Genomic DNA, 11,584 nt, shown 5'->3' with positions numbered 1-11,584 from the left:
CGGGCGCGCAGGGCCGGGGCGCGCTCGGCGGCTTCCGCCACCAGCGGCGCGACGCGCGAGCCGGGCGAGGCCTTGGGCAGGTTGAGGGCGATCAGCTCGCGCATGTGGGCGTCGCGGGAGGCGCCGGTGCGCCCGCCCATGACCACCGCCACCACGGCGCGGCCGTTGCTCTTGACCGAGGTCAGCAGGTTGAAGCCCGACGCGTTGGTGTAGCCGGTCTTGATGCCGTCCACGCCCTCGACGCGGCCGAGCAGGCGGTTGTGGTTCGGCATGGCGCGGCCGGCGAAGTTGAACACGCGGGTGCTGAAGTAGCCGTAATAGCGCGGGAACCGGTCCTGAATCGCCCGGCCGAGCACGATGAGGTCGCGCGCGGTGGTGACGTGGGACGGGTTCGGCAGGCCGGACGCGTTGCGATAGACGGAGTTGTTCATGCCGAGCGCGCGCGCCTTGCGCGTCATGCGTTCGGCGAAGGCGCTCTCGGAGCCCTCGAGGTTTTCCGCGACCGCGCAGGCGACGTCGTTGGCGGACTTGGTGACGAGGGCGCGGATGGCGTCGTCCACGGCGATGGTCTGGCCGGCGCGCATGCCGAGCTTGGAGGGCGGCATGGCCGAGCAGCGCGCGCTCATGGTGAAGCGGGTGTCGAGGCCGATACGGCGGCGCTCAAGGTCCTCGAAGGCGAGATAGAGCGTCATGACCTTGGTCACGGACGCGGGGAAGCGCTGGGCGTCGGCGTTGCGCTCGAACAGGGTGCGGCCGGTCTTGGCGTCCACCACGATCGAGGCGTAGGCCGAGCTCGCGGTGATCGAGGACGGGGCCGCGACCGAGGCGATCGCCGGCCGCTTGGAGCGCACGACCTTCTTCTTGGCGCGGGCCTCGGCGTCGCCGATCCCGGCGCCGAGCGCTCCAAGAACGACCGTCGCCGAAATGAGGGTGGAGAGGAGACGGCCGCCTCGCTTCGATACGCAACACGAAATCATAACGCCTGTCCCGCCTGCTCGGTCCGGCCTTGGCCGAACGTCGTTCGCCATCGCCGCGCGTCGCCGGGCTTGTCGAACGGCGCGCGCCGAAGCGGCCCGCACGACGATTCCCCATTGAGGCGCGACGCCCCGCTGGTTCCTGCGAGGCTGTCAACGACGCTACGGAGACGCGGTTACGGAGGGGTTAAACGCGGATTTTTGTGCAGTGCAAAAATGATCGTTGACATCGATGTTGCAGCGCATATATCACCGTTGTCGGGACGCAAACGGCGTCCTGTCCCGCCGTCGATCACACCGACCTCGACGGCGCACGCCAGGCGTAACGGCCTTGCGGCGTGCGGACCACGAGCCAGCGCAAGCAGGAGAAGCAGGATGACGACCGCGAATTTTGAAGACGTTCAGAAGCTCAGCAAGGAAAACGTCGATCTGGCTCTCAAGAGCTTCGGCGTGGTGAGCAAGGGCTTCCAGGCGATCGCCGTGGAAGTGGCCGACTACTCGAAGAAGTCCTTTGAGGATGGCGCGGCTCACCTTGAGAAGCTGTTCGGCGTGAAGAGCTTCGACAAGGCGCTCGAAGTGCAGTCGGCTTACGCCAAGTCGGCCTACGAGACCTATGTCGCCAAGGCGACCAAGATCAGCGAGCTTTACGCCGATCTCGCCAAGGAAAGCTACAAGCCGCTCGAGACCGCCTTCGCCAAGGCGAAGTAATATCGAGATGTCCGGCGCCGGTTTCCGGCGCCGCGGCGATTGAACAGGGTCCGTTTCGGCGCGCGTCGCCGGACGGGCCCTTTTTCATGCCCGATCTGCTTTTTCGTCGTCTCCGAGGCCCGCGCAAGCGGGCTTTTTTTATCGCCGCGAGCGCTTACCTGTGACAGCGGACGATCCTTCGCGCTCTGGCGCCTCCCGAAAACCGGGGCTAGGATCGTGCGACGCGGCTCGCGTGCGCCGCAGAAAGCGCCGCTTGTCGAATGTGAATCCGGGTCAGGAGGACCGACCGGGAACGATGACGGACGGCGCGCTTTCAATCCGTCGCAGCGATGCGGCGCTGACCCCTTTCACCCGACCGACGACGTTGGGCCCGCGCCGCGAGGACGGCGGCCCGGGCACGGCCGTGGTGACGCGCACGCGCCCCAAGGTGAAGCGTCCGAGTCTCTATCGGGTTCTTATCCTGAACGACGACTACACCCCCATGGAGTTCGTCGTTCATGTGCTCGAGCAGTTCTTTCAGAAAGACCGTGAGGCGGCGACCATGATCATGTTGCACGTCCACAATCACGGCGCGGGGGAATGCGGGGTTTATACGTACGAGGTGGCTGAGACCAAGGTCACGCAGGTGATGGATTTCGCGCGAAAGCATCAGCATCCGTTGCAGTGCGTCATGGAAAAGAAGTGAGGTGATCCGTTGCCGTCGTTTTCGCGCAGCCTTGAACAGTCCCTCCATCGCGCTCTCGCCTTCGCCAACGAGCGCCGGCACGAATACGCGACCCTGGAGCACCTGCTGCTGTCCCTGATCGACGATCAGGACGCCGCCGCCGTCATGAAGGCGTGCAACGTCGATCTGGAGATCCTGCGGCGCAATCTGGTCGAATATGTCGACACCGAGCTCGACAATCTGGTGGGCGACACCAGCGAGGATTCCAAGCCGACCGCCGGCTTCCAGCGCGTGATCCAGCGCGCGGTGATCCACGTCACCTCGTCGGGCCGCGAGGAGGTCACGGGCGCCAACGTGCTGGTGGCGATCTTCGCCGAGCGCGAGAGCCACGCCGCGTTCTTCCTGCAGGAGCAGGACATGACGCGCTACGACGCGGTCAACTACATCAGCCACGGCATCGCCAAGCGGCCGGGCATGAGCGAGGCGCGCCCCGTGCGCGGCGCCGAGGACGAGGCCGCGACCAGCGGCGACGAGGCTGGCGCGCCAAAGAAAAAGGCTGACGCGCTCGATGCTTACTGCGTGAACCTCAATAAGAAGGCGAGGGAAGGCAAGGTCGATCCGCTGATCGGCCGCGATCAGGAGGTGGCGCGCACCATCCAGATCCTGTGCCGCCGCACCAAAAACAACCCGCTGCTGGTGGGCGATCCGGGCGTGGGCAAGACCGCGATCGCCGAGGGCCTCGCGCTGCGCATCGTGCGCGGCGAGGTGCCGGAGGTGCTCGAGGACTCCATCGTGTTCTCGCTCGACATGGGCTCGCTGCTGGCCGGCACCCGCTACCGTGGCGATTTCGAGGAGCGGCTGAAGCAGGTGGTCAAGGAGCTGGAGGCCACGCCCGGCGCCATCCTGTTCATCGACGAGATCCACACCGTGATCGGGGCGGGCGCCACCTCGGGCGGCGCCATGGACGCCTCCAACCTGCTGAAGCCGGCGCTCGCCGCCGGCGCGCTGCGCTGCGTCGGGTCGACGACCTACAAGGAGTACCGCCAGTACTTCGAGAAGGACCGCGCGCTGGTGCGGCGGTTCCAGAAGATCGACGTGGCCGAGCCGTCGATCCCGGATTCGATCGAGATCCTCAAGGGCCTCAAGCCCTATTACGAGAGCTTCCATCAGGTCCGCTACACCAACGAGGCCATCAAGGCCGCGGTGGAGCTGTCGGCGCGCTACATCGGCGATCGCAAGCTGCCGGACAAGGCGATCGACGTGATCGACGAGACCGGCGCGAGCCAGGTGGTGCTGCCCGAGGCCAAGCGCCGCAAGACCATCGGCGTGAAGGAGATCGAGGCCACCATCGCCACCATGGCGCGGATTCCGCCGAAGTCGGTGTCCAAGGACGACGCCGAGGTGCTGCGGGGGCTGACCACGAGCCTGAAGCGCGTAGTCTACGGGCAGGACGCGGCGATCGACGCGCTGTCCTCCACCATCAAGCTCGCCCGCGCAGGCCTGCGCGATCCCGAGAAGCCGATCGGCTGCTACCTGTTCTCCGGCCCGACCGGCGTCGGCAAGACGGAGGCCGCGAAGCAGCTCGCCTCGCTGCTCGGCGTGCGGCTGCTGCGCTTCGACATGTCGGAATACATGGAGCGGCATACGGTCAGCCGCCTGATCGGCGCGCCTCCCGGCTATGTGGGCTTCGATCAGGGCGGCCTGCTGACGGACGGCGTGGACCAGACGCCCCATTGCGTGCTGCTGCTGGACGAGATCGAGAAGGCGCACCCGGACCTGTTCAACATCCTGCTGCAGGTGATGGACCACGGGAAGCTGACCGACCACAACGGCAAGCAGGTGGATTTCCGCAACGTCATCCTGATCATGACGACCAACGCCGGCGCCTCCGATCTCGCCAAGGAGCCGATCGGCTTCGGCCGCACCAAGCGCTCGGGCGAGGACACGGAGGCCATCAACCGCCTGTTCGCGCCTGAGTTCCGCAACCGGCTCGATTCGATCATCGCCTTCGGCAATCTGCCGATCGAGGTGGTGCGGCAGGTGGTGGAGAAGTTCGTGCTGCAGCTCGAGGCGCAGCTCGCCGACCGCAACATCACCATCGAGCTGTCGGACGAGGCGCGGGACTGGCTGGCGGAGCGCGGCTACGATCCGCTGATGGGCGCCCGGCCGCTGGCCCGGCTGATCCAGGAGACCATCAAAACGCCGCTCGCCGAAGAGGTGCTGTTCGGCAAGCTGATGGGCGGCGGCGCGGTCCGCGTCGTGGTGGAAAAGGCGGACGACGGCGCGACCAAGCTCGGCTTCACCTATCCCGACGGCCCGGTGACGCCGAAGCCCGAACCCGTGACCCGCGCGGCGAAGGCCGACAAGGGCGCGAAGGGGGATAAGGCCGAGCCCAAGCGCCGCCGCGCCGCGCCCAAGACGCCCCCGCTCGTGAAGACCTGAGCGCCCGCGTCGGGACGGCCGGGACAAGCCCACCGTCCCGAAAGACCGCCGCTCGGTCGGGCGTCGATCGGGAAACATTTTAAAGGACCGCCGGACATCGCGTCCGGCGGTCCTTTTCATGTTGCGGCGCGCCAGAGCGGCCCTATTTGCCGATCGACGAAAACAGCCGATCCACCTTGGGCGCGCGGTCAGTCTCGTCCGGGCATATTGGTTTCAAAGACGTCTTGTGGCGCGGCTCCATGACGCGTAAGGCGTGAGCGCGGCGTTTTGCGCCGCAGCAACGCGGGATCTCGCGGAGGCGCATGACCGATCCGAAGCCTGACGAGCCGCCGTCCTCCACGCATCGCGAGCGCAGCGATCTGGCCTGGGCGTGGGCGGGCGCCCGCGCCGGCGTCGGAACCCCGGGTATCGTGCTGTTCGGCTCGTTCTTCGGCTTCGGCGCCATGACGCATGATTTCGGCTGGCCGCTCTGGATCGCCACGCTTTCGACGATCCTTGTCTGGGCCGCCCCGGCGCAGGTGGTGCTGGCGGGCGCGCTCGCCAGTGGTGCCGGGCTCGCCGCCGCCACGCTCGCGGTCTCCGTGTCCGGCGTGCGGCTGCTGCCGATGGTGGTCTCGATCCTGCCGGTTCTGAAGTCCGAGCGCACCACGCTCACCGGGCGGCTGTTCGCGGCCCATTACGTGGCGGTGACGGCGTGGTTCGAGGGCCTGCGGCTGACGCCGATGCTGCCGCGGCCGGCGCGCATGCCGTTCTTCATCGGCCTCTCCAACATGCTGACCGTCGGCTCGGCGCTCGCCACCGCCGCGGGCCATGCGGCGGCCGGCGTGCTGCCGCCGGCGCTCTCGATCGGGCTGCTGGCGCTGTCGCCGCTTTACTTCCTGCTGTCGCTGGAGCGGGGCGCGCGCTCGCTCGGCGAGCGTCTGGCGCTGGGCTTCGGCCTCGCGCTCGCGCCGCTGTTCACGGCGCTGACGCCGAAATTCGACCTGCTGCTGGTGGGGCTGATCGGCGGCACGGCCGCCTTCGCCATCGAGCGCGCCGTAGGCCGAGCCCGCGCCCGATGACCCATGTGGCTCTGGATCCCTGGACGCTGCTGCTCGCGGTGGTGCTGGCCTTCTTCGCCAACGACCTGTGGCGTGTGCTCGGCGTGCTGTTCTCGGCGCGGATCGACGAGGAGAGCGGGCTGTTCGCCTGGGTGCGGATGGTGGCGACGGCGCTGGTCGCGGCGCTGGTGGCGAAGCTGATGCTGGCGCCGGCGGGCGAACTGGCGCTCGCGCCGCTGTGGCTTCGGGTGGCGGCGGTCGCCTGCGGGGTCGCTGGCTACGCCGTCGCCCGCCGCTCACTGGTGGCGGGCATTCTCGCGGGCGAGGCCGCGCTCATCGGCGGCGTCTGGGCGCTCGGCGTCTGAGGCTCAGGCCTCGAGCGCCGCGCGGATCTTGTCGGCGTGCAGCGCCAAAACCTCGGCGGCCTCCATCTGTCCCGTGTGCGGCTTCAGCGGCACGTCGGTGAAGCGCGGCAGCACATGCACATGGGTGTGGAAGATCACCTGGCCGCCGGCGGTCTCGTTGAACTGCTGGATGGTGACGCCCTCGGCGCCGAAGGCCGCCTTCACGGCGACCGCGAGCTTCGACACCGCCTCGAACAGCGGGGCGATCGTCTCCGGGGCGATGTCGAGCAGGTTGCGCGACGGCGCCTTGGGGATCACCAGCACATGGCCGTCCGCGCGGGGCATCACGTCCATGATGGCGACGACGTCGTCGGTCTCGTACACCGTGTGGCTCGGCAGGTCGCCGCGCAGGATCTTGGCGAAGACGTTGTCGGTGTCGTAGTCGGCCATCGGGTTCTCCTCCGCTTCCGGGGTCAAAGGCATGCGGACGCGGCCGCCCCGCGTCAAGCGTCGCCGCCGCTGCCTTCGGTCGCATGACGGAATGGCGAAGATTCGGTTAAGGCCCGCCGCTCCAGCGCCACATGCTCGCGCTCGCGCACAAGATAGGCCGCCACGGCGCGCTGCAGCCCGGCGTCCGCGAACAGATGCGCGGAGCCGGTGATCTCCGGCAGGTAGCCTCGGGCGAGCTTGTGCTCGCCCTGCGCCCCGGCCTCGACGCGGGGCAGCCCGCGGGCGATCGCGGCGTCGATCGCCTGGTGGTAGCAGAGCTCGAAATGCAGGAACGGCCGGTCCTCGACCGCCCCCCAGTAGCGGCCGTAGAGCGCGTCGCCGCCGATGAAGTTCAGCGCCCCGGCGATGGGCCGGCCGGCGTCCTCCGCCAGCACCAGCAGAACCGCGTCCGGCATGGTCTCGCCGATCAGGCTGAAGAAGCGGCGGTTGAGATAGGGCCGCCCCCATTTCCGCGCGCCGGTGTCCATGTAGAACGCGAAGAAAGCGTCCCAGTCGGCCTCGGTCAGCTCGGCGCCGGTGACGTGGCGCACGGTCAGCCCGTCCGCCAGCGCCTCCCGCCGTTCCCGCTTCAGCTGCTTGCGCTTGCGGGAGGCGAGGGTGGCGAGGAAGTCGTCATAGGAGCCGTAGCCGTCGTTGCGCCAGTGGAACTGCCGGTCGGCGCGGGCGAGAAAGCCCCCCTCCGCCAGCTCCTCCTGCTCCTGCGGGGTGGCGAAGGTCACGTGGACCGAGGAGGTCTCGGTCTGCCGCATCAGGCCCCGGAGCGCGGCCGCGAGGCCTGCGCGGGCGGTCGGCGCGTCGTGGCCGGGCGCAGCCATCAGCCGTGGCCCGGTCACGGGCGTGAAGGGAACGGCCACCTGCAGCTTGGGGTAATAGTCGCCGCCCGCGCGCTCATAGGCGTCGGCGAAGGCGTGGTCGAACACGTATTCGCCCTGGCTGTGGCTCTTGACGTAGGTGGGCGCGACCCCGGCGAGCCCGTCATCGTCCTCCAGCACCACGTGGCAGGGCGTCCAGCCGCTGCGGCCGCCGACGCAGCCCGTGTCCTCCAGCGCTTTCAGAAAGCGATGGTCAGTGAACGGGTTGTACGGCGCGCCGTTGGCCCGCGCGCAGGCGTTCCAGTCCTCGGCCGGGATGTCCGCGATGCGTTCGGCGATGCGGGCGCGGAAGACGGGATCGGAGGCCATGCGCCCTCGCGACGGTCGATCGGAAGCGCCGAACCTAGCCCGCCGTGCGACCTTCGTCCAAGGGCGCGGTCGCGGGCGCCGCGGGCAGGAAGCCCTCGAACACGATCTGGTCGGCGCCGGCCGCCGCCTTCGCCACGTCGTCCGGCGTGCGCACCGTCCAGGTCATCACCGGGCGCCCCGAGCGCCGGGCGGCGCGCACCGCGAACCGCTCCAGATCGCGCACGTTCCACGACAGGAAATCCGGCCGCGTCGCCCGCCAGTGCAGGATGTTGCGGGCGAACAGCCGCTGCGCGCCGGTGAGGTGGGCCCAGTGCGGATCGGCGTTGGCGAAGGCCTCGCCCACCACGCCGCGGGGAATGTGCGGCGCGAGCTGGCGCGCGAGCACCAGCGCGCGGGGATCGAACGACTTGATGGCGAGCGGCCCACCGCGCCGCCCCGCGATCTCCGCCACCCGGCGGGCGAGGCGGGTGTCGCCGGAGCGCGACGTCTTGACCTCGATCACCAGCGGGACGCGCCCGCCGACCAGCTCGATGCACTCGTCGAGCGTCATGATGCGGTCGGCGCAGTCGCGCAGCGCGATCTCCCTCAGCCGCGCGAGCGGGCGTTCGGCGACCGCGCCGCTGTCCTCGGTCAGCCGTTCCAGCGTGGCGTCATGGAACACCACCGCTTCGCCCTCGGCCGAGCTCTGGACGTCGATCTCCACGCCGAAGCCCCGCTCGACGGCGGCCGCCACCGCGCTCGGCGTGTTCTCGATCACGCCGGCCGCGCGGTCGTGCAGGCCGCGATGGGCGATCGGGCGCGCCACCAGCCAGTCGAGCGGGCGCATGGCGTCAGGCGATCTCGAGGATGGCGTCGATCTCGACCGCGGCGCCCAGCGGCAGCGCGGCCACGCCGACGGCCGAACGGGCGTGGCGGCCCTTGTCGCCGAGCGCGGCGACCAAGAAGTCCGAGGCGCCGTTCACCACCTTGGCGTGGTCCGCGAACTCCGGCGTGGAGGCCACGAAGGCGCCGAGCTTCACCACCCGCGCGATCCGCTCCAGATCGCCGAGCGCGGCGCGCGCCTGCGCCAGAATGTTGACGGCGCAGAGCCGGGCCGCGGCCTGCGCGTCCTCGATCGAGACGCCGTCGCCGAGACGCCCGGTGAGCGACAGGCCGTCCGGCCCCATGGGAAGCTGGCCGGAAATGAACAGCTGGCTGCCGCTGATCACCGCCGGCACATAGTTCGCGACCGGGGCTGCGGGCGTGGGAAGAGTGACGCCGAGTTCGGCGAGCTTGGCTTCGATCTGTCCGGCCATGGCGGCGGCTCCTGAAAAACGGGCGACGCATGGGGGTGTGGCGCAAGCGTCCGCTCTGGGCAAGCGGGAGATTGGTCCGTGGCGCGCGACCCATTTCCGCCATGCTGCGCGGCATGATGGACGCGTGGCGGCCGTTGCGCGACGCCGCGGACGCGCGCCACAATGGCGCCGAAGGTTTGGATTGCGAGGCTCGACACTGTGGCGACGACCCTGACTGCGACGTTCCGGCCCGTTCTGGCCGCCTCTGCGGCCGCCGCCGCGCTGCTCGCCTTCGCGCCCGCCGCGTGGGCGGACGCCGCGCTCGCGCCGCACCGGGCGATCTACGAACTCAAGCTCAAGGAGACGCGCGGCTCCAGCGGCGTGGACCGCATCCGCGGCCGAATCGTCTACGAGTTCACCGGCGATTCCTGCGAGGGCTACGCGCTGAGCTTCCGGCAAGTGACGGAGATCGGCAGCGGGGAGGGCGACACCAACGTGTCCGACCTGCGCGCCGCCACCTGGGAGGACGGCAAGGCCCAGAGCTTCCGCTTCACCGCCCAGAACTACCTCAACCAGCAGCTCGACAAGGACACCGACGGCCGCGCCGAACGCGCCGCCGACGAGGTGAAGGTGGTGCTGACCAAGCCCAACAAGGGCGAGAAGGAGTTTGAGGGCAGGACCCTGTTCCCGACCGAGCACCTGAAGCGCATCATCGCAGCAGCCCAGAAGGGCGAGACGCTGATCGAGGCGCCGGTCTACGACGGGTCCGAAACCGGCGAGAAGAGCTACGACACCCTCGCCGTGATCGGCCGGCAGTCCGAGGGCGTGCCGGCCGATGTGGAGGAGGCGGCCAAGCGCCCGGAACTCAGCGCCGCCAAGCGCTGGCCGGTCTCCGTGAGCTATTTCGAGCGCGGCAAGCGCGAGGCCGGCGGCGAGCAGACCCCGGTCTACGCCATGAGCTTCGACCTCTACGACAACGGCGTCAGCCGGGCCATGAAGATCGACTACGGCGACTTCGTGCTGGACGGCGAACTGAAGGAGCTGACCTTCCTGAAGCCGAGCGACTGCAAGTAAGGCGGGGACGGTTCAGGGGCTCAAACGCGGCGAACGCGGCGCCTCTTCCCTTGTCCCGGCCTTGAGCCGGGACCCATTAACGCCGACGATTTGAGGTAAGGCGTCCCAGTCGTCGCGGATTATACTGAGAACCCAGCGGTTCTGAGTCCCGGCTCAAGGCCGGGACAAGAAGAGTGGCGCGCGGCCTATGGGTTTCGCTCCGGGCGGCGCTGAGAGCGGCGTCATCGGGGATGAAGCCGCCATCTTCCTTGTCCCGGCCTTGAGCCGGGACCCATTCACGCCGACGTTTCGAGGTGAGGCGTCCCGGCTGTCGCGGCTGATCCTGAGAACGCAGAGGTTCTGGGTCCCGGCTCAAGGCCGGGACAAGAGGAGTGGCGCGTTCCCTTATGCGGAGGCTTCGCGCGGTGCTGAACGCTCCGCGCCGCACACACCCGCACCCCTCACCGCTCGCGCAGGCGTCTCGCGGCTTCGGTGATCAGCGGCAGGCCTTCGACCCAGACCTCGTCGTCCGCGTTCTGCGCGGCGTGAACTTCTGTCGTGAGCGCGTCGGCGAGTTCCGCGTCGGTCAGGGCGCGGGCGCGGACGACCTCGGGGTCTTCGCTCCGGGGCAGCAGCGAGCGGAGCGGCATCATCAGGTAGCGGCCGAGGCCGCTGATCCGCCGCGGCCGCGGCGGGCCGTCGCCGTCGTCCCCGAACGATCCGCTCACAGCCCCCTCCCGCCAACGTGTCTCTGTAAGCGATACGACATGGAGCGCCGCCGGCGCCGGCCAAGCAGGGGCGGCGGTCACGATGTCTCGCGCGCGCCCCCGATCCAGGTGGCGCGGGCGGTAAGCCCCTCGTCGAGCAGCACGAAATCGGCCCGGAAGCCCGGCGCGATCCGGCCGATGCGATCGTCCAGCCCGAGCCAGCGCGCCGGCGTGAGCGAGGCCATGACCAGCGCGTCCTCGAGCGGGACCTTGAGCGCCTGGACCGCGTTGCGCACCGCCGTCGCCATGTCGAGATCGGAGCCCGCCAGCACGCCGTCCTCGGTGACGAGCCGCCCGCCGCCGCGCAGGATGCGGCGGCCCTGCAGGGTGAAGCCGTCCATCTCGGTTCCGACCGTAGACATGGCGTCGGTGACGAGCGCGGCGCGGTCCCGGCCCTTGGCGAGGATCGCGGCCTTCAGGCTTTCAGGCGCCACATGGTGCAGGTCCGCGATCAGGCCGCAGAACGTGTCGCGCTCGGACAGCGCCGCGCCCACCGGCCCCGGCGCGCGGCCCTGCAGCGGCGGCATGGCGTTGAAGAGGTGGGTGTAGCCGCTGAGGCCATGCGCCCGCGCTTCCGCGAGGCGGGCCGCGTCGGCCTCGGTGTGCCCGGCGGCGACGCGGACGCCG

General features: G+C 69.5%; 13 protein-coding genes. 6 read left to right on the top strand and 7 right to left on the bottom strand.

The genetic code is table 11. The annotated features are described in order from the left end of the window. Nucleotides 1–977 (bottom strand): D-alanyl-D-alanine carboxypeptidase family protein (locus ACFQ4O_RS10835; RefSeq protein WP_378775709.1); only part of this gene is annotated, 977 nt, incomplete at its 3' end. A 372-nt stretch (nucleotides 978–1,349) separates the two neighbouring features. On the opposite strand from ACFQ4O_RS10835, the gene ACFQ4O_RS10830 reads away from it, so the two are divergent. The 5 genes from ACFQ4O_RS10830 (at nucleotide 1,350) to ACFQ4O_RS10810 (ending at nucleotide 6,193) form a co-directional block, all read left to right on the top strand. Further along, a complete protein-coding gene (locus ACFQ4O_RS10830; protein WP_378775708.1) occupies nucleotides 1,350–1,682 on the top strand; it encodes a phasin family protein in 333 nt (110 codons plus the stop codon). Nucleotides 1,683–1,977: 295 nt separating this feature from the next. Next, nucleotides 1,978–2,367, top strand: a complete 390-nt coding sequence (gene clpS / locus ACFQ4O_RS10825) for an ATP-dependent Clp protease adapter ClpS (RefSeq protein WP_378775707.1) — start codon at nucleotides 1,978–1,980, stop codon at nucleotides 2,365–2,367. Nucleotides 2,368–2,376: 9 nt separating this feature from the next. Further along, a complete protein-coding gene (gene clpA / locus ACFQ4O_RS10820) occupies nucleotides 2,377–4,788 on the top strand; it encodes an ATP-dependent Clp protease ATP-binding subunit ClpA (RefSeq protein ID WP_378775705.1) in 2,412 nt (803 codons plus the stop codon). A gap of 302 nt (nucleotides 4,789–5,090) precedes the next feature. Next, nucleotides 5,091–5,849 (top strand): AzlC family ABC transporter permease, encoded by a 759-nt coding sequence (locus ACFQ4O_RS10815; protein WP_378775704.1) that lies wholly within the window; start codon nucleotides 5,091–5,093, stop codon nucleotides 5,847–5,849. A 5-nt stretch (nucleotides 5,850–5,854) separates the two neighbouring features. After that, nucleotides 5,855–6,193, top strand: coding sequence for an AzlD domain-containing protein (locus tag ACFQ4O_RS10810; protein ID WP_378775703.1), 339 nt, complete (start codon nucleotides 5,855–5,857; stop codon nucleotides 6,191–6,193). 3 nt (nucleotides 6,194–6,196) lie between these two features. Here ACFQ4O_RS10810 and ACFQ4O_RS10805 read toward each other — a convergent pair whose 3' ends face one another. The 4 genes from ACFQ4O_RS10805 to ACFQ4O_RS10790 are packed head-to-tail and all read right to left on the bottom strand — an operon-like array spanning nucleotide 6,197 to nucleotide 9,158. Beyond that, nucleotides 6,197–6,622 carry an HIT family protein gene (locus ACFQ4O_RS10805; protein ID WP_378775702.1) on the bottom strand — a complete coding sequence of 142 codons (426 nt, stop codon included), beginning with the start codon at nucleotides 6,620–6,622 and terminating at the stop codon, nucleotides 6,197–6,199. A gap of 53 nt (nucleotides 6,623–6,675) precedes the next feature. Then, nucleotides 6,676–7,863 carry a GNAT family N-acetyltransferase gene (locus ACFQ4O_RS10800; RefSeq protein ID WP_378775701.1) on the bottom strand — a complete coding sequence of 396 codons (1,188 nt, stop codon included), beginning with the start codon at nucleotides 7,861–7,863 and terminating at the stop codon, nucleotides 6,676–6,678. A gap of 34 nt (nucleotides 7,864–7,897) precedes the next feature. Next, nucleotides 7,898–8,689, bottom strand: a complete 792-nt coding sequence (locus ACFQ4O_RS10795; protein WP_378775700.1) for a glycerophosphodiester phosphodiesterase family protein — start codon at nucleotides 8,687–8,689, stop codon at nucleotides 7,898–7,900. Nucleotides 8,690–8,693: 4 nt separating this feature from the next. After that, on the bottom strand, nucleotides 8,694–9,158 hold the full coding sequence (locus ACFQ4O_RS10790; protein ID WP_378775699.1) for a RidA family protein: 465 nt from the start codon (nucleotides 9,156–9,158) through the stop codon (nucleotides 8,694–8,696). A gap of 198 nt (nucleotides 9,159–9,356) precedes the next feature. Here ACFQ4O_RS10790 and ACFQ4O_RS10785 point away from each other — a divergent pair, with 198 nt between their 5' ends. Next, the gene (locus ACFQ4O_RS10785; protein WP_378775698.1) at nucleotides 9,357–10,211 is read left to right on the top strand and encodes a cell envelope integrity EipB family protein; all 855 of its coding nucleotides are present in this window, start codon (nucleotides 9,357–9,359) and stop codon (nucleotides 10,209–10,211) included. A 440-nt stretch (nucleotides 10,212–10,651) separates the two neighbouring features. On the opposite strand, the gene ACFQ4O_RS10780 is transcribed toward ACFQ4O_RS10785, so the two are convergent. Beyond that, nucleotides 10,652–10,918, bottom strand: coding sequence for a hypothetical protein (locus ACFQ4O_RS10780; protein ID WP_378775697.1), 267 nt, complete (start codon nucleotides 10,916–10,918; stop codon nucleotides 10,652–10,654). Nucleotides 10,919–10,995: 77 nt separating this feature from the next. After that, a partial coding sequence (locus tag ACFQ4O_RS10775) for an amidohydrolase family protein (RefSeq protein WP_378775696.1) occupies nucleotides 10,996–11,584 on the bottom strand: 589 nt, incomplete at its 5' end.

It is taken from the genome of Methylopila musalis (genome assembly GCF_042679725.1).
Lineage (GTDB): Bacteria > Pseudomonadota > Alphaproteobacteria > Rhizobiales > Methylopilaceae > Methylopila > Methylopila musalis.
This window is presented reverse-complemented; position numbering and strand designations above follow the sequence as displayed.